Annotated in this window: 27 protein-coding genes; 2 read left to right on the plus strand and 25 right to left on the minus strand. The window is 41.2% G+C overall.

Annotated features, from left to right (window positions below):
• Positions 1 to 116 precede the first annotated feature (116 nt).
• The 19 genes from ACFIJW_RS06980 to ACFIJW_RS07070 form a co-directional block, all read right to left on the minus strand.
• Complete coding sequence (locus ACFIJW_RS06980) at positions 117 to 323, minus strand: hypothetical protein (protein WP_375633750.1); 207 nt, start codon at positions 321 to 323, stop codon at positions 117 to 119.
• The gene (locus tag ACFIJW_RS06985; RefSeq protein ID WP_375612620.1) at positions 256 to 483 is read right to left on the minus strand and encodes a hypothetical protein; all 228 of its coding nucleotides are present in this window, start codon (positions 481 to 483) and stop codon (positions 256 to 258) included. Before ACFIJW_RS06985 ends, ACFIJW_RS06980 begins: the two co-directional genes overlap by 68 nt.
• Entirely contained in the window at positions 480 to 1,145 is a 666-nt protein-coding gene (locus tag ACFIJW_RS06990) for a lysozyme (protein ID WP_375612619.1), read from the minus strand. The genes ACFIJW_RS06985 and ACFIJW_RS06990 overlap by 4 nt, the downstream gene beginning before the upstream one ends.
• 13 nt (positions 1,146 to 1,158) lie before the next feature.
• A complete protein-coding gene (locus ACFIJW_RS06995) occupies positions 1,159 to 2,862 on the minus strand; it encodes an alanine-zipper protein (protein ID WP_375633751.1) in 1,704 nt (567 codons plus the stop codon).
• Positions 2,863 to 2,879: 17 nt separating this feature from the next.
• Positions 2,880 to 3,131 (minus strand): hypothetical protein, encoded by a 252-nt coding sequence (locus tag ACFIJW_RS07000; protein WP_375610781.1) that lies wholly within the window; start codon positions 3,129 to 3,131, stop codon positions 2,880 to 2,882.
• A gap of 9 nt (positions 3,132 to 3,140) precedes the next feature.
• A complete protein-coding gene (locus ACFIJW_RS07005) occupies positions 3,141 to 4,118 on the minus strand; it encodes a tail fiber protein (RefSeq protein WP_375633752.1) in 978 nt (325 codons plus the stop codon).
• Complete coding sequence (locus ACFIJW_RS07010; RefSeq protein WP_375633753.1) at positions 4,111 to 5,103, minus strand: transglycosylase SLT domain-containing protein; 993 nt, start codon at positions 5,101 to 5,103, stop codon at positions 4,111 to 4,113. Before ACFIJW_RS07010 ends, ACFIJW_RS07005 begins: the two co-directional genes overlap by 8 nt.
• Positions 5,103 to 7,301 (minus strand): hypothetical protein, encoded by a 2,199-nt coding sequence (locus ACFIJW_RS07015; protein WP_375633754.1) that lies wholly within the window; start codon positions 7,299 to 7,301, stop codon positions 5,103 to 5,105. Before ACFIJW_RS07015 ends, ACFIJW_RS07010 begins: the two co-directional genes overlap by 1 nt.
• Positions 7,294 to 9,153, minus strand: coding sequence for a hypothetical protein (locus tag ACFIJW_RS07020; RefSeq protein WP_375633755.1), 1,860 nt, complete (start codon positions 9,151 to 9,153; stop codon positions 7,294 to 7,296). The genes ACFIJW_RS07015 and ACFIJW_RS07020 overlap by 8 nt, the downstream gene beginning before the upstream one ends.
• A complete protein-coding gene (locus ACFIJW_RS07025; RefSeq protein WP_375633756.1) occupies positions 9,153 to 10,208 on the minus strand; it encodes a tail fiber domain-containing protein in 1,056 nt (351 codons plus the stop codon). Before ACFIJW_RS07025 ends, ACFIJW_RS07020 begins: the two co-directional genes overlap by 1 nt.
• Position 10,209: 1 nt before the next feature.
• A complete protein-coding gene (locus ACFIJW_RS07030; protein ID WP_375633757.1) occupies positions 10,210 to 10,593 on the minus strand; it encodes a hypothetical protein in 384 nt (127 codons plus the stop codon).
• Between the two features lie 41 nt (positions 10,594 to 10,634).
• Entirely contained in the window at positions 10,635 to 12,092 is a 1,458-nt protein-coding gene (locus ACFIJW_RS07035) for a hypothetical protein (RefSeq protein WP_375633758.1), read from the minus strand.
• Complete coding sequence (locus ACFIJW_RS07040) at positions 12,092 to 12,790, minus strand: hypothetical protein (RefSeq protein WP_375633759.1); 699 nt, start codon at positions 12,788 to 12,790, stop codon at positions 12,092 to 12,094. The genes ACFIJW_RS07035 and ACFIJW_RS07040 overlap by 1 nt, the downstream gene beginning before the upstream one ends.
• Positions 12,791 to 12,862: 72 nt before the next feature.
• Positions 12,863 to 13,312, minus strand: coding sequence for a hypothetical protein (locus ACFIJW_RS07045; RefSeq protein ID WP_375633760.1), 450 nt, complete (start codon positions 13,310 to 13,312; stop codon positions 12,863 to 12,865).
• 19 nt (positions 13,313 to 13,331) lie between these two features.
• Entirely contained in the window at positions 13,332 to 14,474 is a 1,143-nt protein-coding gene (locus ACFIJW_RS07050) for a N4-gp56 family major capsid protein (protein WP_375633761.1), read from the minus strand.
• Between the two features lie 98 nt (positions 14,475 to 14,572).
• Positions 14,573 to 15,484, minus strand: a complete 912-nt coding sequence (locus ACFIJW_RS07055) for a hypothetical protein (RefSeq protein WP_375633762.1) — start codon at positions 15,482 to 15,484, stop codon at positions 14,573 to 14,575.
• 11 nt (positions 15,485 to 15,495) lie between these two features.
• On the minus strand, positions 15,496 to 17,550 hold the full coding sequence (locus ACFIJW_RS07060; protein WP_375633763.1) for a portal protein: 2,055 nt from the start codon (positions 17,548 to 17,550) through the stop codon (positions 15,496 to 15,498).
• Positions 17,535 to 18,860 carry a PBSX family phage terminase large subunit gene (locus ACFIJW_RS07065; RefSeq protein ID WP_375633764.1) on the minus strand — a complete coding sequence of 442 codons (1,326 nt, stop codon included), beginning with the start codon at positions 18,858 to 18,860 and terminating at the stop codon, positions 17,535 to 17,537. Before ACFIJW_RS07065 ends, ACFIJW_RS07060 begins: the two co-directional genes overlap by 16 nt.
• Complete coding sequence (locus ACFIJW_RS07070; RefSeq protein WP_273724397.1) at positions 18,841 to 19,155, minus strand: hypothetical protein; 315 nt, start codon at positions 19,153 to 19,155, stop codon at positions 18,841 to 18,843. The genes ACFIJW_RS07065 and ACFIJW_RS07070 overlap by 20 nt, the downstream gene beginning before the upstream one ends.
• A 307-nt stretch (positions 19,156 to 19,462) precedes the next feature.
• Here ACFIJW_RS07070 and ACFIJW_RS07075 point away from each other — a divergent pair, with 307 nt between their 5' ends.
• The gene (locus ACFIJW_RS07075; protein ID WP_375633765.1) at positions 19,463 to 20,074 is read left to right on the plus strand and encodes a hypothetical protein; all 612 of its coding nucleotides are present in this window, start codon (positions 19,463 to 19,465) and stop codon (positions 20,072 to 20,074) included.
• 80 nt (positions 20,075 to 20,154) lie between these two features.
• Positions 20,155 to 20,847, plus strand: a complete 693-nt coding sequence (locus ACFIJW_RS07080; protein ID WP_375633766.1) for a hypothetical protein — start codon at positions 20,155 to 20,157, stop codon at positions 20,845 to 20,847.
• A 64-nt stretch (positions 20,848 to 20,911) separates the two neighbouring features.
• Here ACFIJW_RS07080 and ACFIJW_RS07085 read toward each other — a convergent pair whose 3' ends face one another.
• The 6 genes from ACFIJW_RS07085 to ACFIJW_RS07110 all read right to left on the minus strand — a co-directional run bounded on the left by ACFIJW_RS07085 (position 20,912) and on the right by ACFIJW_RS07110 (position 24,332).
• Entirely contained in the window at positions 20,912 to 21,139 is a 228-nt protein-coding gene (locus tag ACFIJW_RS07085) for a DUF6290 family protein (RefSeq protein ID WP_375633767.1), read from the minus strand.
• A 96-nt stretch (positions 21,140 to 21,235) separates the two neighbouring features.
• Positions 21,236 to 21,730 (minus strand): hypothetical protein, encoded by a 495-nt coding sequence (locus ACFIJW_RS07090; protein ID WP_375633768.1) that lies wholly within the window; start codon positions 21,728 to 21,730, stop codon positions 21,236 to 21,238.
• Positions 21,731 to 21,782: 52 nt separating this feature from the next.
• Entirely contained in the window at positions 21,783 to 22,226 is a 444-nt protein-coding gene (ssb, locus tag ACFIJW_RS07095) for a single-stranded DNA-binding protein (RefSeq protein WP_375633769.1), read from the minus strand.
• A 211-nt stretch (positions 22,227 to 22,437) separates the two neighbouring features.
• Positions 22,438 to 23,208 (minus strand): hypothetical protein, encoded by a 771-nt coding sequence (locus ACFIJW_RS07100; protein ID WP_375633770.1) that lies wholly within the window; start codon positions 23,206 to 23,208, stop codon positions 22,438 to 22,440.
• A gap of 331 nt (positions 23,209 to 23,539) precedes the next feature.
• A complete protein-coding gene (locus ACFIJW_RS07105) occupies positions 23,540 to 23,998 on the minus strand; it encodes a hypothetical protein (RefSeq protein WP_375633771.1) in 459 nt (152 codons plus the stop codon).
• The gene (locus ACFIJW_RS07110) at positions 23,985 to 24,332 is read right to left on the minus strand and encodes a hypothetical protein (protein ID WP_375633772.1); all 348 of its coding nucleotides are present in this window, start codon (positions 24,330 to 24,332) and stop codon (positions 23,985 to 23,987) included. Before ACFIJW_RS07110 ends, ACFIJW_RS07105 begins: the two co-directional genes overlap by 14 nt.
• Positions 24,333 to 24,353 lie beyond the last annotated feature (21 nt).

Consider the following 24,353-nt stretch of genomic DNA (forward strand, 5'->3'; position numbering starts at 1 on the left):
ATGCTATCCACTTCATCAAGCGAGACATCATTTTCACGCTTTGATAGGTGATGATCATTTCTTGAAGCATTTCTTTTTCTGATTCTGTAAGCTCTGTGTGTTTTTTGGATTTTTTTCTAACCATGTTTCCACCCACACAAGCGTTCACCTAGAGTATTGTGCTTTAAGATCTCTCTTGCTAAATTGGAACTGATGGCGTTCAGATCTTTCTTGTCTAAATAAATTGGCAACCAGCCAACACAAGAAGAAGCATATTTATTTGTCGCGCAACCAGTGAGAGAGAGCAGCACGCATATCAGCATCACTTTTTTGATTAACTTCACTTTCCACCTCAAGCCGTGTTGTGGCTGCTTTTAAAGCTTTTTCTGTTTGCTTTTGTTGCTCTACTTTTTTCCCAAGAGTAAAAGCTTTTGCTAAGGCAATAAAAAAAGCGGCTAAAGCCGCACCTGTTACCATCAAGTTTCTTTTCATCCATAAGATCATAGGCGGTGCTCCTGAAAGCGTTTAGCAACAAAGAAAATGCCAGTACATGCCGCTAAAACCATAATGGCGGCTAAAGCCCATTGGATTGGTCCATTGCCCGCTAAAAAACCACCAAGACCTGAGAAAGAACCAATAATCGGTGCCAATGCTTCTGCTTTGAGAAACCCTGTTGGTTGTTTCGTTTCTACTGTTTGATAATTAGAAGAAACATAAGCCCCTTTCGCCCATAGCCCTGCCTCTGCTACACGCCGGTGTACGAGACCTTGTAAACGTTTGCCTCCCGCTTTGGTCCATTTCTGCAATTCGGTTGGTACCGCTTCATAATCCCCCCGATTAAGCCTTTTAAGCAATGTAGAGTTTTGGAAAGCTGCAATACCCACATTATAACAAAAGGAAACAAGAGCGCCGAACTGCTCGTCGCTTAAATTCACACAAACTGCTTTTTCTACCGCCCTCTCATATTGCCGCAAATCTGCTAAAAGCATGTTTTCAGCTTTTTTTTCTGTAATCACCATACCCTCAACAACTGTTGGTTGACCGGCTTTTTTCGTATGACCATAACCAATCGTCCATATGCCAGAAGCATCTTGATAAGCCTGCAAGCGCAAACCTTCCCACTTTTTTAAACAGTATAAACAGTCTTTACTTATTTTCCGTGCCATTGTTCAATTCACCTTATAAATATACCTTTATGAGTACTGCTCCATCACCGCCGTCGCCGCCAATTTTGTCGCTTCCGTGTTTCCCATCAAAATATCCACCGCCGCCGCCGCCACATTCTTTACCACCTCTACCACCGTTACCACCTTTGTAACTCTCACCACCCTGCCCCATGATAGAACCCTTACATTTACCGCCGCCGCCGCCGCCGCCGCCAAGAAAAGAACTTCCACCAGTACCAGCTCTCTTGCCGTCTATTCCACTCCCTCCACCATTACCACCAGAAAAAATAAAGCTTTCACCACTGCTGCCCTCCCTGTTTCCTCCTCCATCGCCGCCTTTCCCTCCAAAGTTAACGAGAGTCATGGAAACGGAATATCCTCCTTCTGCTGTAACAAGCCCTTTAATCATTGTTCTACCACCATTGCACAAAATGTTACTGTCATTGCCTTTACCACCACGACCAATGTAAGCTGTTTTTAATTTATCTAAATCAGAACCTTTCATTTTAACATGCACACATTGACCACCGCCGCCGCCGCCATCCTTAACGCCACCACCTCCACCGCCCCAAGCCCATACTTCGATATCGGTGTCAGCAGTAATACCATCCGGCAATGGAATATCTCCGCTTTCTGTCATCAGAATTTCAACAGGTTTTCTAACCCCGCCACCATTGTTGCTGCCGCCGCTGCTATTGCTACTATTTGCTTTGATTGAAGCCATCAGTTTGGCTGGTGAGATAAGTGCATCCACTGTTTTTGTGCCATCAATCCAGTCTTGTTTGGCAAGAGGTTGAATGAGATCAACTTTTTTCTGTACACTATGTGCTGTATCTTGCGCTTTATCGGCTGCTGTTTGCGCAATATTTGCCTCAGCTTTTGCACTGTCTCCCGTTTTTTGTGCTGTCTCAGCCGTTTTTTTTGCATCTACTGCATAAGCTTTTGCATCATTTGCTGTTCTTAATGCACTATCTGCAACGTTCTTCGCTTCACTTGCAACATGAATCCCTTGTTGTGCAACATCTTCAACTTTATCAATTTTTGCAATCTGTGCACGTTCTGGAGGAGTTAAGATAAGATGCTTTTTCCCTTCCTTCATATTCTCCATATCAAATACATCTTTTTCTATTTTATCTGGATCATAAACTGATTTTGACATACCAAAAGACTTTGAGCCTACAAAATAACGAATGGTATTTTTGAGATCTACCGGAGATATGGGATAATAAACACCTTCATCTCCCCTCCGCCATTTTTCCATCGTTGGCTGCGTAGAACTCAACCATCGTAGCTTTGATCTTTCCTCTATGGTTAAGATCTTTTTGGTAGGACCCTCGTGCATATTTTCCATAGAAAATGCATTTGCCCCCACATTGTCGGGATCATATGTAGCAGCCTTCATATCGCCAATCCCTAAAGGCGATATTTTTACCCAGCCAGCGCCTGATAAAATCGCATTCTCATGCGCTTCACCACTTGCTTCAATATCGTGAATTGTGACCTTATTTTTGTAAGCAAGAGCTCCAATATCTCTCTTTGCAATAGCATCATCAGCCTTTTTTCCTTGAGCAGCGGTTGCAAAATATTCTACCTCATAAGCTGCTGCACTCCCCACTGAAACAGGTGCAAGAGCCTTACTATCTAAAACACCTTCTTTGACTTCTTCTTTTGTTGCTGGTTCAAGCTTAAATATATGTGTGTGATAGGGTAATGGCATCGCGTTTCATTCCTTAATCAGTTCGTTGTCTTGTTGTGTGAGAGAGAGGACTGCAATTCATCAATCAGTTTTTGCATGATCTCTATGCGTTGATCTGTCGCTTCTTTATATTCTGCCAAAGCGCTTAAAAGATCATGCTGTATGTCGCTTTTGACAAGATCAAGTACCTTATTTAAGGGTGCATGAACCATTCGATTGCTTGCATAAAAAAGGACGCGGATTTGCTCCGCGTCCGCAATATCATCAATAGCAGACGGATTATTGATCATTTGAAAAACTCACGATTTTATGGCATAAACAACCGGTACATTAACAGGGCGTGTTTCTGCCTCGCCCGTTGAAGAAATAGTTACCTTATGCGTGTGCACTCCAGCAGGTTGTGTATCTTTTGTATAATATGAATTACCAAAAGCAGGATTTCTGCCACCTATTTGACCAACTCTTGTAACCATAGAATAATCATGCTTATGCGTATGTTGACCTGCCTCTTCAATGGTACAAGCATGTGTATGAGATTTAATGCTGTCTTTTTGCACCTCTGCGAAGTCTCTATTTTGATCTAAACCGCGCCCATTATCAAAGCCGCGCAAAAACATTCCTCTAAAGTCTGGAACTTTAAAGGTTGTATCGCTGTTTTTTCCCCATTTATCCCCTATCGCCTTGAATAATTGCGGATAATCCTTGCGTTCATAAGTAGCGCCATCACATAAAAGCCAGCCGTTTGGGACTTCTTGCATAGCAAAGGTCGCAATAAAACCACAAGGAAAGGTTTCGACCTTCGGTGGTGGAATGGGGGTAGGGTTTAAAAGATACCAGCCATCAAGACCTTTTGTTGATACGCCATCATTATAGACTATTTCATAAATACCATTTGTTTGTAACTCACCACCTGTTAATGGTACTATCCCTGTGCTGGTGGCTTTATAGAGTGGCTTTGCTCCTATATTATTCATGTTTATTGTTGTCGTACCAATATTTATACCACGCGCCTTAAAGCGGATAATGATATCGTTTTTATATTTCGCTATCGGCGACACCGTCGTCAACGTGATTGATGTTGTTTGTTCCTTTCCATTCACAATAAACTTTGAGTCAAGAGAACCACCATTATCGGCAAGATATTCACGTATACGCTGCATCATGACCCGCGCACTATCATTAACAGAACTAGGCGGCTGCCCTTCTGCCCAATTAATGATACTATCGGAATTCGCATTTTGATCAGCTGTGAGTGACCAGTCATAAATATCAGACATGATAAGCCCCCGTTCTTCTTAATAGCTCTTCGCGCAATTGCTCTTCTTTTTGCCGCCCATAGGAACCAACAGATTGCCGCCTAGAAGGATCAATAAGAGGTGTTAAATCTGTCGGTCCCCCAGTCGATTGTGAGAAACCCGCCATGACTGGTTGCTGTAACATTTGTTGCTGTACCATCTGTGCCTGCTGTTTTTGTCGTTCTCCATTCTCTCTCATTAAATGAAGCAAACCGGAAAAGCCCTTTTTAAGAGCACCTGCATCAATACCTTGTGCTTGCAATGGTGTGGTTTCCATAATCTGTCCTGTTAAATTGTCTCTGCTTTCAGGTGCCATCATTCTGTTTGGGAATGGCGTGTCATATGCCATCAATTGGTTGCCCCCTTGATCACCTTGACCCACTTGATTACCTTGAAGTGTCTTTTGAAGCCTCTCAAACCCACGCAAAGGACCCACCTCGTTTGGTGCTGCTTGTCCATTGCTTTGGTTTTGCTGTATCGTTCTCTTCAAAGCATCTCCCGTTTTATTGTAAAGCCCATAAATATGATTCATAAAATCCCCTGCTGTAGCTTCCATATTGCCACCATTGAGTGTGACTGCCTGTCGACCTAAAAGCTGGCTTGCTGGAATATGTGGATTTTTGATAAGCTTTACTGCCCCTGCTGCTCCTTGTTGGTGTGCGAGGTAAAGCTCTGCCTCTGATGGCTCTCTGCCTAATGCTGTGACTAAATAACGCGTATTATCCTTCGTTAACCGTGCCATAGCATCGGTTGCTTGAAAGGGATCAAACTTGTCATTCAGTTGATAGTGTTTTGCTGTTGAATCGAGAAATTGATACAGCCCCCCTGCACTGCTGTTCTTATTTTTTGCATTTGGATTACCATTACTTTCTATCATAGCAACACGTTCAAGAAAGCTTTCTGGTAAACCATATTTTTGTGCTGCCTGTGAGATAGCACGCTTCACTTTAGGATGAAAATTGATCATTAGTTTATAACCGTTCTATCAACGCTGCTATTCAAAATAATGCCAACAAAATTAATGAATTTCGTATAATTTTCTCGTGTTATTAAGCGTTTCTTTTCTGCTTCATGAAACGTCTTAATTAATTCAATGGCTTTTTCTCTTGCTAACCCAAAATCTCCTTTTTCCCGCGCTGTTATAAGCGCTGCAATATCTCTCTCAGTATCTTTATGGACGCTTGAGAATTTGCGTCCAAATTCTCTTGCGAAATTTTTTACAACTGCCTTGATGAAAGCAATCTTTCCTATACCCATAGTCTGTTGTGCCCCCCTCTCTTCCACTTCACCTATATGGTTTGGCAATCGTGCAAAAAGCTTTGTTCTTTCCACTTCTGGTCGCAACACTTTCATAAGTTGCTTAGCTTTATCTTCACCAAAAATACGCTGTAATTTTTCTTGACCATTTTTTGTGTCAAACAAACTCAAAAGATTGTGGTCAAAATTCTGTGCATTGCCTGCCGCATGTTCTACTTGCGACCGTATACCTTTTTGAAACGCCTCTTTTTCCATCAACCCAAAATCCGAAAGTTGACTGTTGATTGTGTCGAGATTAACGCTCTTCTTCAGCGCTTGCTCTCCCTGCTCGAGGGCATCACCAATAGTACGCTCGTCATAATAAATTTTCCGTGCTTTAACATAATCTGGAGAGGACGTATCCAAAACGTCCAGAATGCGTTGTTTGAACAGAGTCAAATCTCGCGCATATCCTTGTTTTCCTTTGATGCGCGCAGAATTAATTTGATCATCCAAAACCTCTTTCATCTTATGTAAAATTCGCATATTCAGCTTTGGATATCCATTGCTCCCTATAACTGTTGCATCCGCTTCATTTGGCATTTGCGCAATTGCTTTTTTATAGGCTTTTTGGAAGGCAGGAGTTTCTTGCAACCGCGATAAATCTTTACTGACAGCATTAGAAATAGGAGAAGCTTTCGCCCTCTCATAAAATGGTTCAGCCTTTTTCTGTGCTTGTTTGATAATCTCTTGCTTTAAATTAAGCGTATCTACTTTTGGACCCATCACATCTGTCAACGCATTCTTTACCCGCAATGCACTCGCATCTTGCCTTTCATTCAAACGATTACTTATGAGCGAATATGTATCATGGTCTTTTTTTGCTGCCTTAAAAGCTCTTGTAGCAAGCCCATCATGAAGATCAATAATCATTGAATCAGGACCTCGCTGTTTTAATGCCCTTTCAAGTTTATCAACACCTTCATCCCCTAAAGTTTGGCTTACATCCCTAAGCGCTCTATTGCTTACCTGAAATGCTTCTTTTTCTGGCATTAGCGCTGCTTTTGCTGCCATTTCAGCTGGGCTTATAGGTCCTCTCAATGCTGCTTTAAGTGATTTTGTCACAAAAGGTGTCACTTTTGATACACCACTGGCAACAAATGGTGTTGCAACGCCTAGCCCTGCACCAAACCCAGCAGACACTAGAGTATCTGCAAGCCCTTCTCCCTCACCACTGCCTGCTATTCCACCATAAATGGCTCCAGTTTTTGCTGCACGCCCCAAGCTAAATTTTGCCGCCTCTTTACTTGCTACTGCTTTCATTGCTGCTTCACCTGCAGCTTTTGCCGCTGCCCGTTCCGCACCCTCTGCTAAAGCAGATTGCACCGCCCTTTCTCCTGCTGCTAAAGCTTTACTGGTTATTTGTGCTCCTGCAACACCAGCTCTACCTCCCAGCACAATATCAGCCCCAATTGCCGCACGAGTAGCAGCAGGAGCGCCAAGACCTGGTATTAGAAAAGGAATTGCAGCGCCCGCTAAATTCCCCGCAAGAGATGCATAAAACTGATCTCGGTTCGCCGCTCTTTGATAATCACGCCATCGCTTTGTTACTTCATTATATTTTTTGACTGCCTTATCTGTTCCATTCCACACTCCCTCCCAAAGTGCTGATGCCAACCCTGCAGCTTCATCATCATAGCCTAGTGTTAACCCATGAAGAGCTCCCCATCCAAAAGCACCCGCAGCACTTGGATGTGGACCATCTTCTTCTGTTTCCTCTGTTGCACCTTTATTTCCTGTAACAGAACCCCTTAACCTTTCCTTATTTTTTGAAAAAAGCTCTTGAAGCTGTTCTGGTGTATAGTCACTTATATGCCCAATGACTCTTGTGTTTTTACGATTAATAAGAGGGGGGATTACTTCAGCCATTGGTTTGTTTCTCCTTAATGCGTCCATCTCTATCAACGAACAACATGCCTTCCGGCAATGCTTCTATCTGTTTTTCTAGTGGATCATTTGACTGTGCATGATTTCCCTTATAAGCATCTTGCCCATAGGCGGCTCGAACGAGCTCGTTTGTTGCTTCTGCACCACCAAAAAGAATTGCGCGCGTTGCTGCATTGGATTTATTGAAAGTGTCAATAACTGTTTTTAAAGATTTCTTCATTTGCTCTGCAGAAAGATCTTGATACAACGCCGCTACAGAGTTTTGCAATGCTTGCAATTCCATATTAGACAAATTCCCAAAGCCAGATGCGCCATTTGGTGAAAATGCTTTTGCTTTTCTCAAGGCATCAAGCCCGATACTTGCCTTCAATGAATCGAGCATATGCCCAAAATCTTTTGCCTTAGAATTAGGAAGGATCGACATTATAGGACCAGTGAAACCAACAACATGCGGGTGTTCCTCAATAGTTTTTAGCAATTCTTTAGATGCTGAGAGTATACGATTTGACCTGTCTGCTGTTTCCAGAATTCGCATTTGCATTTGTTGGTTTTTACGCTCCTCCTCCTTCTGTTCTTGAATTAATTTATGTTCTGAACCACTGCCTGCAATTGGCACCGCACGTATGCCACCAAGTGCATTTTCATCCTTAACATACATATAACCTGATTCAGGCTTTGACAGCATGCCATCGGTATTCCCCCCTAATCCAGAAGTAGTGGAACGCTGTCCTCCTTGGACAGGTATAATTTTCCCTGTGCTTGTTGAGACTTGGAAAGTCATATCCTCAGGCAATCCCTGCTCTGCCTTTTCTTCTGATGTCAATGTTCTATAGCCTTCTTGAGGGCTTAACGTGTTGCCTATGATTTTCATGGCAAGATCTGGATATTGCGTGAGTGCTTGCGCATCTTCATCGCTATACCCTTTAGAGCGTAAAAATTGCAAAGTTTGTTTATGTTGTGCGCGTTCCTTGTTGCCCTGCCGCATAAGGATAGATGCATTTGAAAAACTTTCTTGTGGTGTCTTTCCTAACGCAAGCCCTGCAAAAAAATCCATTAAATGCTCGGAAAATTCTGATTTTCTAAAACGCTCCCATAAGCTACTTGGATTTGCTCCTGTCTGAACAAAGTTATCAAGTGACTTGATATAATCTGTTTTTTGTTCAAGATCACCACTTGCTTTTAAATGCTCCTCTTCTGGTAAGTGTGCATTCAAATGTTTTTCTTCTCCTATAGGTGCATCAAAAAGCTTTTCCTCATCATTTCCAGAATCGTTTTTCAAAGAGTTTTCCGCTATAGATTTCTCATTAAGTTGAGCAATATAATCCATCACATCTTTTTGCTGTCGCCCAGCTTCATCCCCACTAGACTGATCAATGTTCGCAACAAGTGGAGATTGAGGAATCATTGATGCAACACCTCCCTGATCTGAGAAGTCATACTTTTGTTGCTCTGGCGCCTCTTGTATCTTAACAGTATCCTTTGAAGCATCCGGTAATGGAGGCATTTGGCGCTTTAAATCATCCGTAGACATAATCAATTCTGCTGGCGTTTTTTTCCCAACTTCTCCTCCTCCTGTTTGAGCACCGCGAATAAGCTCTGTAGGACTCAATTTTTGTGGAGTATTATCCCCATTGCTCGCATCAAAAGGGTTTGTGCTAAAAGCAACACGTTCTAAAAAACTTGGCTTGTATCGCCCTTCCAACGGCGTGTTTGAAGGCGTGGAATGTTTTTGAAAAAAATATTTAGGTAACTGAAAAAGACCCTGATGTATTAAAGGACGCAAAACTTTTGGATTCATAAATAGTGATAAAGTATTAAAGCTGTTTTGTTCCATCACTGCACCCTTTCCATTTCAAATCCAAGCTTGCTATAATCCACATGCAAAAAACCTGTCGCCTTATGCAAAAAAACAGCTTTAGGATTTGTCTTCAAAACATCCTGCGCCATCACCCCGCGATAGCGCTCTGGATAACCTTTGTAGTTGTATTCATAGAGTGTATAGCCATTTCTCTGCCCAGCCTCTCTGATGTTTTCTTTTGCTCTGATGTCACTAAGCCCAGCAAAAGTACCAAGGATAGTTCCAACATTTCCAACAATCTCCCATGGATTAGGTTTTGGCTGTGGAGTCAATGTCGTCATTTGTCCTGTTCGCGTTCCATAATTTCCAGCAACAGCCCCACCAGCTGCAAGCAACTTACTTAACTGGTCCCAATCAAGATTGTTCTGCTGCTCCCATTTTTGCCGCTCTTCATCTAATTGCCGTTGATGATTGGCATCAAGTACACTCCCTCCCGTCAACGCATTAAGATTTGCCTGACCTTGACCTTGAAAGAAGTTATTGGCGCCCGCCAACTGATTTTGGTTTGCTTGGTCAATCATTCCATTAGCTTGCATCATATTGTTGACGTCTTGGTTATATTGCTGTGAGAGAGCTTGAGTTGCTATGCCCCCCAATTCATCAGCCAAAACCCCAGTATGCGCCCCAGAACCATAACGCCCAGCACCTGCCAATGAACTATTAATAGAGCTTGTTGCCTTATTTAATGTGTTTTGAAGCGCTTCATCAAAGTAAGGGTTATTGCCTATTTGTTGCCCTGAAGCCATGTTCTTTAAGTTTTGGCTTGTTGAATTTTGCCCTGTGGCTAATCCATTTAAAGTGTTGTTATCATAGTTATGCGTATTATTGCTAAGCCCATTAATCGCATTCTTTGTTTGATCACTTAAACCCGCAACACGCTGCCCGTCATAAACGGCTTTTCCGCTGCCTTGGTTATAAAAAGTCATGGCATCTTGAGCTGCGTGTTCAAAAATACCTTTTGCCCATGCAGGGGGTTCATTTGTTTGCGTCGTGTTTTGGGTATTCTGGATTGGTTTAGAACTTTTTCCCATATTAAAGCTGCTTTCTATATTCTAAAAGATTAACGAAATATCCATGCGATTTAAGAGATTTTTCCCACCCTCGCCTGCCTATGATGACAAGCTCTTTTGCCCCTTTTTCCTTGTAATAAGCTTCAATCTGAGTGATAAGCTTTGTTAAGGGTGCTCCTCCCTTTCCACCAAGCGTGACAACAACCGCCCTTAATGCTCCAGTGACGAGTTCTTGTAACTGTGTTGTGACATGCGCCATAAAGTTTTCATGCGCATCAACGATAATCCAAAGAACTTTTTCTCCCTTCAAAATATCGTTTAAAATGGTTTCTGTATTATAATCATCAGGGAATTTTTGATTAAAATAAGCTATCGATTTTATGACATTGTCAAAATAGGGCGCCATTTGTTCAGCGCTCCATTTTTCTGTATTATAGATCTTAAAACTCATCTTATGCCCGCGGGTTTGAGCGTTACATCAAAGCCTGTTATATGTGTCCATGGCGTGCCTTCTGGTATTCTCAGACGCAAGGCGTGATAACGCGCCCGTGAGCGGATATTATACATCCCAATATTATAGCCGGCATAACGCTCTTTAGCCCAATTTAATTGGTTCTTGTTATCAATGATAAAAGCCGCCCCAACACTTAAAAAACCTTTTGTTGTATCCGCTTGAACAAAAGCCTCACTCATCAGGTTGATTTGCCTGCCCGTATCCCCCACAATTTGTGAAGCAATAACTGCTTCCATCGGAGGACCCGCAAAAAAACCAAATGTGTTGTCTGGCGTAAAAGCTCCTAAAACAGGCGCACCATTTTGCCACATCTTACTATCAAGAGAAGCTGGTAAATCTTTCAAGCTCTCTTGTACTTCGTCTAAGCCTTCTAATGTATAACCGGCTGCAAAAAGGGGAAATAAGAGAAGGTTTTGCCCCTTAATGACACTCCATATTTGCAAAAGCCAATCATAAACATAAATATGCATCCCTTCAGTGTTATCATTAATAGAAAAATAAACACGAGAATAGACCGGATCAATACATGCCCTCATCTCATCAATGGCAAAGTTATTGTAAAGTGTGAAGATAGTTTTATCGACTTTTCCAAAGCCAATAGGGAGCATTTCACCAGCACTGTTGATTTGATAAAAACCATCATCAGAGACAAAAAAAGTACAGTCTCCACGGCTTGCAATTGCTGTGCTGCTTTTAGCTCCTATTTTGTCTTTTATTTTTGCAAAACTGAAGATAATTTTAGAGCCTGGTACAAAGGTTGCGTGATAAATGGCGGAGCGCATAAAAATAAGTGGATTTGTTGATTCCGTAGACCCTTGAACATATTCTCCATCGGGAAAATCTTGATAATCGCAACTTTTCTCCCCAACTGTCCAATGTGTCGCATCATTCAAACCGGACCACTGAACACGGTTTGGCTTATCTGTTAATTGCATCAGGCAAACAAAATCACCCCACACACGCACAAGTCCAGCACGCGGGGGATTACCGCTCAAATCACAAAACCTTTCATCCGTTTTTAACGAAAGCATTTGTGGTGGGTCATTGCTATTAACAGCAATGATATGATCACCAAAGGAGGCAAAAGACCAAAGTGCAGTCTCATTGGCGTGATATTGTGTGTGAGGTTTGCTAATGTCTTTCCAGCCGCGCGTGCTGTTGTCATATTCATAAAGTTTTGTTGGTGCACCCACAATGATGCGCACACCACCCAATGAGCGCACAGCATAGACCCCCAAAATCACATCCGGAAAAAAATCTGAGACCGGCGCCACAATGGGAAACGGAATATACGAATTTGGTGCAGGTAAAACGTTCACAATCTCACTAGAATAACCACTATTAATAAATGCAACATCTGGTCTATACTCAGCAATAGGAATAAAGGTCATCAGAAATCCGTGTGTTGAATTTTTAACAAATTCTTGCGCCGTGATGTTTCAATTTGAAGCGCATCGAGCTGCTCTTGAAACATGGCAAAAGCTGCCGCTGCCATCTGTGGTTCTTTAATAATATTGGTATAAATTTCATATTTTGCACGCGTTTTGATCAGTTCATAGGCTTCTAAAAACCATATGGACGCTTCTTGTGCACTCTCAATATCTTTTATTCTTACAGGGTCAAGAATAAGCCTGATAGAATAAACGCGCTCTGGTGTTGGATACAAGACAAGCTTTTGTTCAAAATAAGCATAGCGTGTAGGCATGCCATGGCTACAATCATCCTCAAGATTCTCAATAACAAGAGGATCTACCTGCAAAAGCTTTGCTTTTCTGTGATTATCTTCATAAACGTAAGCATCAACAATGCGAACAGCCCCTGTTATAGAGGGATGTGCCTCGGCGCCATAACGGCTTTTGCCCTTTAGAGTGGTAAAAACAACTTCGCGGCTTTCATTGAAATAAAAAGGCAATCGTTCACAAAAGCGAATAGCCGAAAATATCGCCCTTTGCACTTGATCAACATACTCATCTGTTTGATCATCTATTTCATCCTGAATATCGTTTAACATCTGGATAAAATTTTTATCCCAAGGAGTAATGGTCTGTTTGTCTCCAATCGGACCACCTGTCTGTACTATTATTGTCATATCACCCTCTTCCAAATGTCTTGGGGCATCTTGTATAGGAGGGGGACGCAAGCAATAAACGCCCCCTTGCCTTTAACGATTAGTGTAAAACTCAACAATCACCTCAGCATCACCTTTGGTGCTTTGCTTGTCTCGTGTCATGTAAATCGTATTTTCAGCCTCTAGCGGAACATCTCGTTCCTCCATAGGTAGGGGCACATTGCCGGTGTAAGATTGCAAAAGCTTTGTTTCTCCATAATCATTGCCATTAGGTTCTTTTCCAAATATAACTTTTACATCTTCAAAATCCGCCATGGTATAAACTTGAATTCTTTTTATCAAAGCCCCACGGGGTAGAACACCAATTTTCGTTATCAGCCCTTGGTCTGTACATTTAACACGCGCCCGTAAAAAACTAACCTGCTGCGTAGAGTTGTTACGTCCCTGCAAAACAGGTGGCAATCCCTCATCTGTCATCTCAACAGTTTCAACAGTCTCAACGGTCTCAACAGGTTCCTGTGTAATTAGCGATTTTTCTGCCATAATTGTCATCCTTTAATAATTAGCTTGCTTCAGCAAAAGAAGGGATGACAATGGTACCAAAATCCTGTCCCCCTTGATCAGAATGAGGCAAGGTGTAGCGTGATTTTTTCATGCCGATAATGGTTTTAGCTGCAACCCCAAATTCACGTTGATAATCAAACAGTTCTTCAACAAGTTTATAGCGTGTTCCCCCTTTCCCATCGCCTCCTGTTGCTCCATTGCCAACGCGCCCATAAGCCATGATAACACTTTGCGCACCAAGCAAAATAGCACGACGAACAGAGGGAACAGGCTCTTGTGTCTTTGAATTGATACCATTGGGGACATGTTCAGCTTCACGCAAAATGACACCGTTATACATCCCTAAAGAACCATTAAAAATTGGGTTCTTAGCTCCAGAGCCATCATAAGCTGCCTTGGTAATGTCTAACCATTGACCACTCTGGGTATTGGTACGCAATTGGGTCACCTGTGTTGGGTGGAGATACATCACATATGCCGATTTTCCATCAACACGAACAGGGCGCAAACGTGGATTAGCAAGTTTAGCGCGTTCAACAGCCCGATCTATAAGATCTAATGTAAAAACATCGTCTTTTGTAAGTTCTTCATCAGTCTTTTTCTTAGCTGGGCGAATAATACGCAGTTTGCTTGGCTCTAATGGAGCATTAAAACCATAATGTACGGGTTTAAGGGTTATGCTGCGTCCTTCGAAGTGAATCCATGGTGCTGTATAACCTGCTGCCTGAATGAAGAACATCAAACTTAAGCGATCTGCATACCAATCAACAAGCCCATCTTTTGCTTCCTTACGCAAATTAAAGGGAACACGTTGTTGATCAATAGAGCCTTCATATTTGATGCGCACAGCATGAGTAAGCTCGTTGATGCGCACCTTTTCATTCATAAATTGGAGGGCTTCTTCATTGCCTTCCAGCGTTTGTCCCTCGCTAACGCCATCCCCCATAAGTTGGACTCTTAATCCGCTCGTCACAGAGTCACCAGCGGATTTTCCTAGCACATCCAACACTTGGATAATGCTGTTTTTGCTCTCCCCCATCAGCGGTGCAATAGGCAACGCTTTTGAGGTCTCTGTGTTTAGCATCTTAGCCCAAACGCCAACGGCTAATGGGTCATTGAGCTTTACTTCTGTTACTGCCATTTCAATTAATGCCTTTCTTGGTTTTTAAAACTCGCCTTGCGGCACCCCCAAACGATAACAATCACTTGGTTCTCTCTGTCGCGCCATTGCGCACATCTTCATGCTCTGCTCATAATTTGTTCAAATTTTTTGGGATTTTTCTCAACCCATGCTGCAAATTCTGCTTCCGGCATGGAAAAAAGCGTTCTCACATCCATACCGCCTGTTGGAACTTGCCCGCCGCGCGCTGTAAGCGTCCGCGCTGCTTGAGAGCGCTCTTGAAGGGCTTCCACTTCGTCCTTAACTGGCGCTCCACTATAGCCAAAAGCTTTCGCTTTTTGCACCAGCACCTCAATTGGGTTTATACCAGCTTTCTGACACTGCTGGCATATTTGGCGCAATTCAGCACCAATTTGTTGTTGCCGTGCCTCTGGGTCTTTCCATTGCGGATAAAGGCTTGCTTGCGCTTGTAAGACACTGTCTGCTCTTTCATAGAGATAGTCCGTGATACTGTCTAAATCTGGATATTTATCTTGTACTTGCGCTTTGGCTTCCTCGAAATAATCCCCCAACTTTTGGCGTTCATATTCCTCTTGACTCATGCGCTCTTGGCTCTCTCTCATATGAGAAAACTCATCAAGCAATTTCTGTTGTTCTTGTACCTTATGACTAAGCCATGCAAAATGTGCTTTTGGGTCGTCTTCTAGGGAGGGAATATTTTCCTCACGGCGGCGCGTGATTTCTTCCTGCATTGCGGCATATTTTTGCGCAAGTTCAATAGCCAATTCACGCGCTTCAATGGCGCTTTGTTCTGCCTTTTGGCGTGCTTGCCGCTCTTGCTCTAGTTTATCAGATTCTATTACATCAGAATTTGGCTGCTCTTGAAGTGGTTCTACAGCTGGCTGTTCAGAACTTTCCTCTGCATCAAAAACTTCCTCAACTTGTTCTGGCTCGACCAACTCAACAGCATTATCACTGGCAAAATGTTCATCATAGATTGCTTGTTCTTCTGGCGTAAACTCTTCTTCCATATTCTGTCCCTTCAATGTGCTATTATATTTTTTGTCAAAACTCGATAGTGTTCCAACTGTGTCTGTAAAGCTTTGCGTTCTAAATCACGCTGCGCTATCTCATTTTTTGCCTGTTGAAGTTCGAGCTGCATGCGCGCTTGTTCTTGTTTCAAGAAAAGTTCGATATTTTTCTGCTGCAATGCCGCTTGTTTCTGCTGCGCATCAAGTTGATAGAGTGTGCTCTTTGCTTGCGCTTCTTGCTGTAAAACAGCAATCTTTGCTTGTTGCTCTGGAGTTAATTGCGCCCCTTGGCTTTGTTGCATCATCTGCTGTTGCTGTTGTTCTTGTTGTGCCTGCTGTGCTTTTGCCGTTAAATTTGCTACCAATGTTGCCGGTAGTGGGGAAAGCTTTAAAAGATCTGGAATCATCTCCGGTGTTAAGAACCCACCAAGCAATGGCAACATCTGCGTAATTGTCGCAAAAGTTTTCTCTTTTTCATTGGGGCTTGTCGGTGAATCATCAACAATAATGTCGTATTCAAGCGTTGTGACAGCTTCACGTGTTAATGGAACATACTGCGCATTCTCTTGTCCAGAAATACGTACCAGACGCCCATCAGAGAGATAATTCTGAATGAGATAAAGGATAATCTTTCCCTGCCTACACCGATAAAGCTTGAGATTATCAAACAGCCCCGCAAGCAAATTAAGCGTTGATTGCCGGCGTGTATTTTCCAGCACATTGGCTTGGTTGACCTCCCGTGTTCCGATAAACTCAGCCGATAACCCTGTTACATGCGTTATCGCTTCACGCGATTCATTAAACAGCTGGAAAAATCCATTGGGAAATTGTGCACTTGGCTTTGGTTGAATTTTCCCTCCTGTAAGCGCGCCATTTTTAACCCAAGTAATCGTATCCGTTCGCGCCCAGCTTTCCATGGCTTGGCGATCATCATCGAAAGCGCCTCGTTCTGCTATCAAGCCGCCCTTAGACTGGCTATTAAGGATATACATCACTTGGCTAAAATATTTATTCGACCATTTTTGTGGATCTTTTGCGGGGCGAACAATCCCGTAAAACTGGTTTTTAAGCTTATCCAGCGTGCCCGTGATACACTCCCACCCAAGTTGCCCATCAGGTGCTAATGGCTTATCGGGATTTGCTAAAAGACGTCGTCCCAGAAAAGCGCGTCTCACCACTTTTTTATAAAAACACACCCCTTGTAATTGTGGCATTACCCTTTGAAGCTGTTCAAACTCCTGTTTGCTATAGTTGCGCATCTGTCCGGTTTGAAGATCAGGCGCCTTGTAAGTGGTCTCATATTCAAACCAACGGCATTCAACCAGCGTAACATAGCGTTTCCCAGAATACGGATCTGAGAGAGAAGTCGCATTGGAGTCATCTTGATACGCATCAAGCGACACATGAGAATCCTCAGAAGCGGTTGTACTATCGATAGCCCAATCGGCGTTAAGATCTTCAACAGCAACATCAGGAAAAAGACTTTTAGCATCCTCAACGGATTTGCGATCAACATACCACATACGCTGTGCGTCAATGAGATTTGGTCTTACAGCATTGGCATCCCAAACCATTTTTAAGGGATCTAAACGTTGAACAGCAGGTATCCCTTCGGGATCTGTATCATAATCAAGCCGCGTATCTGTCCAGCCCATACCGCAAATAACCATATCCTGAAAAGCATCGGAATCGGCATATTCCGCCTCTGCCTCATCACGAAACCATTCTGCTGCTCCAGTAAGCAATTCATTGGGTATTGCCGCTCCCATTTGCCGTGGTTGAAACTGTACTTCGCGCTTATTATTACGCTCCGCCCCAACAATAGCATTCACAAGGGGTGCAATGCGGTTAAAAGTCATGACAGGACGGCGTTGCTCTTTTAAAACCGCAAGATCTTCCTCTGCCCATTGACGACCATTATAAAAATCAAAATCTTCACGCGCCTGTTCACGCCATTCATTAACATGTTCAATATCTTCTGCGTACCAAGACTTTAAACGCTTATAGAGTTCATATTCATCGAGGATTGTCGTTTTTTGAAAGTCTTGATCTAGAATGCCATCCATGATGCCGCTTCTCTTTCCATAGTGCAATAACGCTCTTGCTTGGGTTTGACACTGGGTGCTTCATAGACAATGCACATTAAACCAAAGGCATCCGCCCCATGGCTCGACCAATCATGCTCTGCACCCAAACCAATGCCGCGCTTCTCATCCCATTTCTCATGATACCAATTCAGTGCTTTGCGCCCTGCTACCGTCATCTCTTCATTAAACCAAACAGACGGCAAAATACGCCGCACCGCCTCTATACGCATCTTAACCGCCCCTGCCCCTTGATTAGGGATCACTTGCGTTTCAAAACCCGCATCATTTAAAGCACTCTCAAAACTCACATTGTGCACACGGTCTCTGGTCGCACCATCATGGGGCAAAACCATCAATGCCTTCTCATAACCATTGTGACGCAACCAGCCTATATGTTCCGATAAAGGCTGCCCCTGTGCTTCGTAATAATTAAGCACTCTGATTTCTCGCCCCACAAACTGTGCTATCCATATCGCCGTGGCATCTGCCTTGGCGCCTGTCCCCCCAATGTCCCAAAAAGCACGTATTTGCATTAAAGGGTCACGAGCAACACGCCCTATCCGCCCCTCTTGCTCGGCTGCCAACATTTCCTTTTGATAATAAGCACCTTGAACCGCTTTCAGATAATCCCCTTCCCAGATATGCTTATAGGTCTCGGGGCGGTTTCTCAGATCATCCAATCGTGCTTCATTCAAGATCTTGGGAAACTTCGGATTGTCTGACCAATTGATCTCTACACGCTTAATTGCCTCATTGTCTGAAAAGCGAAACCGCTTCTCAACGGGGGCATTCTCTCGTAATGGATTCCATGTCACCCATAACTCTGCCCGCCATCCCTCTCCTTCTTCTCGCAAAGTCGGTATAAGCGTTTGCCAAGCTGTCTCTGTGACAGGCTCTGCCTCATCAACCCAACAGAGCAAAATACGCCCCATAGACTTGATACTTGCAATATTCCGGTCCAGACCAGAAAACTGAAAGGCTATACGACCATCTATCGACTTAATCGACGACTCCCCAACCTTGTAATAGTCCTTTAAAAAGTCGTGCGCTTCAATAGCGCGTTTAATTTCCTCCAACGAACTTTCTGCTAGCGAGTTTTGAAACTGCCGTGCACAAAGTATAGTGCCTGATATCCCTTCCCTACCAAATTGATAGCCTTTTAAAGCAGCCATCAAGGCAAATGATCTTGTCTTTCCAGACCCTCTTCCACCCCAAGCCGCACGCACCAAAGCCTTATCTGTAAAAATCGGTATAAGCTTTGGAACAATATTAATCTGTCGTGTTGTCATGAACTAAAGGCGCGATTTCCACACGCGTTATCATCTTAATCGCCCCGCCATCTTCCCCTGTCACTTGAAGAGGCAAAATCTTCCCCAACAATGCCAAATAAGCAGCGGGGCATTTGATTGCCTGTTTTTCTAGATAAGAGACCAAACCATCATCACCATATTTCTTACCAGCGCGCTCTGCTGCCTTAAGCACTGCTTCTTTCAAAATACGTGTCGTTTTATTTGGCACACCTTTTACCCGCCCTTGACCTGCCTTTGGGGGCGTTCTTTTTGCAAGTTTTTCAGTGGTTTTCATGTGTGTTTCTTTTTGTAAACAAGACAATAAAAAACCCCGCAAAAGCAGGGCTCTGAACAATCATATAAACTTATAAGAAAGGTTATACCTTTACCGTAATTCTAGACACAATTCGACTAGTACAGCAATGCCATAAAACACTATTTTTCATATCCTGTCAACAAAAAAAATCACTATATTGTGTATTTTTTATTTTTTTCACCTAAATCTAGTATCTTTAGCACCCAATAACTCACAATTGTATCCTCTAAACGAATCAATTATACGGAAGCACTAAATTATTGATTAGCAAAAAGTGGGGGGAATAATGGAAATAATTATAGTCATAGGAGGAATATTAATAGCAGCAAATATGATCTACCACATTTCGAAGGTAGGAGAGAAAGGTTGGAATGTAGGATTCGAAAATACGATTTTATTAATCATAATAATCGATGTGTTTTTATATTTTGAATTCTCAGTGAACATATTACTAATAATAGCAACTTTACTGTCTTTTAGGAGCTATTTAAGAATAAATGACTATGAAGAACAATTCGAGTTACTTCAGGAACAGAAAAATCGAGAAATAGAAATATACAAAGAACAAATTACGAAATGGGATAAAAGTCTTTTAAAAAAAACTCGAAAAATATCGCAAAAATGGATTAGGCAATGGAATAAAGAAATTAAACAGTGGGAAAAGGATATACTAAGAATAAAAGATCCCATAATGATAGGTGAAGATTATGAACATCACCATCCCATCATAAAAGAGATCTGTACTCAAGGATATAAAGAAATACCGTTTCTCTATAAGAAAGCTTTGGAAACAGAACCTTCTGCTGAGCATTGCGAAAAAATCAATGTATTCAAGAAACACATAGCTTTTAAGAAAAGCTATCTAAAAACAATGCGACTCATGAAAAAAACGGGATAGTTGTTGAAAAAATCGTAGATCCCCTTACAGAAAAAACATGTCATAAACCTACAATGTTTTTGTTGCATTGGTGGTTATATGTGGTTGATGATATGATCATAGCCGAGTACGAAAAACAAGCGTTACATGGGTTTTATAAAAATGATAAATCGCTTGACATCTACTGGGATGAAATGTCTAAAAATACAGAATACGAAGAGATAGAAGAAATACTGAAATCATGGCATTTGCCTCCTAAGTATGAATGCCTAGTAGGGATAAAAAAATATTTACTGACATTGTTGTATGACATTTCGGATGACTATAGAATAGCAAGAGAAATTTTTATTCATTATAAGCGTCTTCTTGAAACTGTTACAGAAGGATATATTTCTTTAGATGAAGACCGTTATACCGAAGAGGTAAAATGGAAGGTAAATGAGTGTAAAGAGAAAGATAAAGAACTCATAAATGAAAAAGATAATTATAATCTATACATTTCTGAAAATATTCCAACATTTGAGAAAACTTATAAATTAGGAACAATAGAACAAATTAAATCAGCAAGTAAAAAATGCTATAATAGATTTATCTATTGGGATATGCTCGTAAATATAATAAATTCAAGAGAGAAACTACAAATTATCTTCGGTGAAGAAAAGGTGAATGCACTGAAAAAAGCTATAAAGGAAGAATACAAACAATTTCATATCGAAAAGCAGGAGACAATTTTCGAAAATAAAGATTTTCATTACAACAAATCCTACGAGCATTTGGTAGAATATTTGTTATAAACCAATACGATTATGCGCTTTTGTGAAAAATATTTGTCCAGACTTTGCTTCAGTTTTCTAACACCTAATCGTCCAAGCCAAGCTCTTTCCTCACCTCTTCAGAGCTATAAAAAGTACCCTCTCCCCTTCGAACGCGCTCTCTTACTTGTGAAGCTAAATAATAATCCTCTGCTTCCTCTATTCCATGTTCAATAATCTCGCGTAAATAAAAAGACTTTGTACGTCCTGTCTTAGCAGCTAAATTATTCAAACGTGTTTCGAGATCACTTGGCAATCGAATAGATATCGTCATAACACAATCCTCATATTTGTATTCACTGTAATACAAATACAACGAATTGTACAGAAAAACGTTTCGCGTCATAGCGAAAGAAACAACATACAACATTTACCATTTAGTTTTTCTGTCAAAATATTTATGAAGCGCGTTAAGAGCGACCCGCAATGAATTCACAAGATGTGGTAATGTTTTGTCTTCGACAACAATATATTGTATTGCTGCATAAAGATTATACTGTCTATAGAGATGTTGTGTTTCTTTTATCGCCTCTTGCATATTAGAAAACTGTTCTGTTGCAAATTCAACCCATTTTTCTCTTGCTTTGTCATCAGAAGATGATGGCATTTCATCATAAACAGCGCTTGGTAAACCTTTTGCACACAAATAGTCATTTTTCACTTCAAGATATTTTTGCGCAGCATCATACTGGTCTTGAGTAAGCATGCCTTGCAAACACAGCCGCCCAACATAAGTACCAGCAAGCGGATTTTTAGCCTCTTCAATAGTCAAACCAAAGCGTTTAGCACGCATTTCAATTGCCAATTGATTAACAGGATCTTGACGTACTTTCACTTGTGAAATGTAAGCATCTTTCTTTTTCATACATCCCCTAATCTGTGGGAGCCCACATGTTTCTCTTTGCTCTATTTTTCAATCAAAATGGTATGCTGTCATTAAGAGATGCACTATGATCAGCAGCACCTGAAGCGATAGCATAATTTTGAGAAGTAACGGAAGAAGGGGCAGATTGATCTTTCTTTACATCAAGCAAATACAACTCGCCTTTGAATTGTGGCAAGACAATCTCTGTTGTGTAATGGTCATGCCCATTTTTATCTTGCCATTTGCGTGTTTGTAATTTTCCTTCTACGTAAACTTTTGAACCTTTGTTGAGATATTGAAGTGCAATTTTTGCCAAATGTGGATTGAAAACCACAATGGAGTGCCATTCCGTTTTCTCTACTTTTTGATGAGTATTTTTATCCGTATAGCTTTCAGAAGTTGCTATACTAAAATTGACTATTTCTGCTCCAGAATTCATTGTTTTGCTTTCGGGATCAGCACCTAAACGCCCGATTAACATCACTTTATTTAGCATGTTTTTTTACCTTAAACTTGTATTTTAATACATACAAAATCCTAGCATGATTTGCATATTTTTTCAATTATTTCAAAAGGATATTATTATTTTTTAACATATAAAATTATGTTTTTTTATCTTTTGATAAACATAAAGCCACATCACGCAAATGACATGGCTTTCTTTTTTCTATTTTAAAGCAGGCGCCCCCGCACCGCCGTTATTTTATTTACGCTGCTTTATCAACACCACAGACATCTTCAGAAAATTTCTTATTTTCTTTAAGCACAGCATTGCCATAAATTGTTGTAAATTGACAAATTTGTGCCTTGCCACTCACATGAGCATTATCGTGAATTTTTGCACAGGGACCAACACGCGCCGAGCCAGAAACCTTGGCATTGTCATAAATATTGCTACCATCATAAACTATAGCTTTATCAAAAACATGAGCATTTCCATAAGCTTTTGACCACGCAGAAAGGCGTGATTTCCCATAGACATGGGCATCATTAAACACAAGCCCACTCACATACGCATTTTCATAAACACGGGCATTATCGTAAATAAGAGCCCCCTCTGTAATAACGGCATTATCACTCACAACGGCATTGCCAAAAACATAGCCTCCAATTTTTGCATTGCCATTAATGACTGCATTGTCATAAACATGTGCCTTATCATTCAAAACCCATGCCTGATCACTAATCACGGCATTACCATAAACCCTAGCCCAATTCACAACGCAGGCTTTATTGCGTATTTTGGCATTTTCGGAAACGCTTGCTTGAATAACCATAGCATCATCATAAACCCAGCAATTGCCATCATGAGAGAGGTTATCTTCATTTTCAATAAAACCACCTAAATCCCCCATCTTAACATCAGCAAAGTCTTTTAAAGCTTTAATGCGGTGTAAAGTCACACCGTTAACAACGCGGTTTTCATTAGTAAGTTCATATTTTGGAGATGTTTTTTGATTTTTAACTGTAGCGTTCATGCTAGTAATCCTTACGAAAATATAGTTTTGAATTGACAACCCTAAAAGGGCGCCGGGTGTTCAAAACACGGTCGTAAGTCCGTCGTCACACTTTTCTCATAAAGAGTATTGTATGGTGTGACCACACCCGACACAATCATTATATGCTAATCATAACATAAAAGACAGCCAGTATTTAAAGAAATGGGAAAAACCTTATCGTGATTTATCCGCTTACGATTAAGTGTTTTGAGCACTTGTCGACCTTTCTAAACGAACTTTTCTTTAAAGTCAATACGTATTTTTTATTTTTTTTCATTTTGATACCTACCTAGTTGAATATCAAGCGCTTTTAAATTTTACTTTTGGTTTTTATTATAAAATGTAGTGCGTAAATGGACATGTTTATTAAACTGCGTGTATGCAACATGAGAAAGAATGAATAAATTAAAAAAAAGTACCAAATAACGATATCTAAATACCAAAATACAGTATAACTATTTGGAAAAATTAAAACGACAAGTGCTAAACTTATTAGCTTTAAGAGTCGGTGCATATACTGTTGTAAATCACGTGTTAATATCTTCCAACCTGTTGTGTTGCTGCGTTTGTATTTTGGATTGTTCTGCAACTCAAAAGGAATATGAGAATTGCATAAAATTGCAAAAACCGCTGTGACTATTACCAAAGAAACAGATTCGAATATCAAAATACTTTGAATAAAGTAGGGATTTTTTTTAATTCCTAAAAAACATAAAAATATAAAAGTTATAATGCCAAACAAGGCTCTTAGCTGCTTATCTGTAAACATATTTATTTCCTGCGGTTTTCGATAATTTTTTGATCTCTCTGTTGATCTCGTCTATAAGAGGCTCGTAATTGAGAACGCTTTTCGGAATATTCCCACCGTAAACCCAAGCTTTCACTTGCGCTTTGGTACTAAAATCCGCATTTTCTGGTGTGGTATAATACTGGCCGCCATCAAACTTTTCACACTCTCTTGTGCCGTCTTCATATTCGTAGAGGTTGTAAAAATACTCCTCTGCTCCGTCCCCCCAAGGAACATAACCAACAGCTGTTGCAATAAACTCTTTTTGCATTGGTTGTTTACGCTTTTTTAAGAACAGGTCTTTTAATATTCTCATGTTTTTAGTCCATAATTTTAC

Origin of the sequence: Bartonella sp. MM97QHHN, assembly GCF_042194285.1 — a bacterium.
GTDB lineage: Bacteria > Pseudomonadota > Alphaproteobacteria > Rhizobiales > Rhizobiaceae > Bartonella.

Coding starts and splice junctions, on each gene's coding strand:
- ACFIJW_RS06985 (WP_375612620.1), bottom strand. CDS start 483: ATGATCTTATGGATGAAAAGAAACTTGATGGTAACAGGTGCGGCTTTA.
- ACFIJW_RS06990 (WP_375612619.1), bottom strand. CDS start 1,145: ATGGCACGGAAAATAAGTAAAGACTGTTTATACTGTTTAAAAAAGTGG.
- ACFIJW_RS06995 (WP_375633751.1), bottom strand. CDS start 2,862: ATGCCATTACCCTATCACACACATATATTTAAGCTTGAACCAGCAACA.
- ACFIJW_RS07000 (WP_375610781.1), bottom strand. CDS start 3,131: ATGATCAATAATCCGTCTGCTATTGATGATATTGCGGACGCGGAGCAA.
- ACFIJW_RS07005 (WP_375633752.1), bottom strand. CDS start 4,118: ATGTCTGATATTTATGACTGGTCACTCACAGCTGATCAAAATGCGAAT.
- ACFIJW_RS07010 (WP_375633753.1), bottom strand. CDS start 5,103: ATGATCAATTTTCATCCTAAAGTGAAGCGTGCTATCTCACAGGCAGCA.
- ACFIJW_RS07015 (WP_375633754.1), bottom strand. CDS start 7,301: ATGGCTGAAGTAATCCCCCCTCTTATTAATCGTAAAAACACAAGAGTC.
- ACFIJW_RS07020 (WP_375633755.1), bottom strand. CDS start 9,153: ATGGAACAAAACAGCTTTAATACTTTATCACTATTTATGAATCCAAAA.
- ACFIJW_RS07025 (WP_375633756.1), bottom strand. CDS start 10,208: ATGGGAAAAAGTTCTAAACCAATCCAGAATACCCAAAACACGACGCAA.
- ACFIJW_RS07030 (WP_375633757.1), bottom strand. CDS start 10,593: ATGGCGCCCTATTTTGACAATGTCATAAAATCGATAGCTTATTTTAAT.
- ACFIJW_RS07035 (WP_375633758.1), bottom strand. CDS start 12,092: ATGACCTTTATTCCTATTGCTGAGTATAGACCAGATGTTGCATTTATT.
- ACFIJW_RS07040 (WP_375633759.1), bottom strand. CDS start 12,790: ATGACAATAATAGTACAGACAGGTGGTCCGATTGGAGACAAACAGACC.
- ACFIJW_RS07045 (WP_375633760.1), bottom strand. CDS start 13,312: ATGGCAGAAAAATCGCTAATTACACAGGAACCTGTTGAGACCGTTGAG.
- ACFIJW_RS07050 (WP_375633761.1), bottom strand. CDS start 14,474: ATGGCAGTAACAGAAGTAAAGCTCAATGACCCATTAGCCGTTGGCGTT.
- ACFIJW_RS07055 (WP_375633762.1), bottom strand. CDS start 15,484: ATGGAAGAAGAGTTTACGCCAGAAGAACAAGCAATCTATGATGAACAT.
- ACFIJW_RS07060 (WP_375633763.1), bottom strand. CDS start 17,550: ATGGATGGCATTCTAGATCAAGACTTTCAAAAAACGACAATCCTCGAT.
- ACFIJW_RS07065 (WP_375633764.1), bottom strand. CDS start 18,860: ATGACAACACGACAGATTAATATTGTTCCAAAGCTTATACCGATTTTT.
- ACFIJW_RS07070 (WP_273724397.1), bottom strand. CDS start 19,155: ATGAAAACCACTGAAAAACTTGCAAAAAGAACGCCCCCAAAGGCAGGT.
- ACFIJW_RS07075 (WP_375633765.1), top strand. CDS start 19,463: ATGGAAATAATTATAGTCATAGGAGGAATATTAATAGCAGCAAATATG.
- ACFIJW_RS07085 (WP_375633767.1), bottom strand. CDS start 21,139: ATGACGATATCTATTCGATTGCCAAGTGATCTCGAAACACGTTTGAAT.
- ACFIJW_RS07090 (WP_375633768.1), bottom strand. CDS start 21,730: ATGAAAAAGAAAGATGCTTACATTTCACAAGTGAAAGTACGTCAAGAT.
- ssb (WP_375633769.1), bottom strand. CDS start 22,226: ATGCTAAATAAAGTGATGTTAATCGGGCGTTTAGGTGCTGATCCCGAA.
- ACFIJW_RS07100 (WP_375633770.1), bottom strand. CDS start 23,208: ATGAACGCTACAGTTAAAAATCAAAAAACATCTCCAAAATATGAACTT.
- ACFIJW_RS07105 (WP_375633771.1), bottom strand. CDS start 23,998: ATGTTTACAGATAAGCAGCTAAGAGCCTTGTTTGGCATTATAACTTTT.
- ACFIJW_RS07110 (WP_375633772.1), bottom strand. CDS start 24,332: ATGAGAATATTAAAAGACCTGTTCTTAAAAAAGCGTAAACAACCAATG.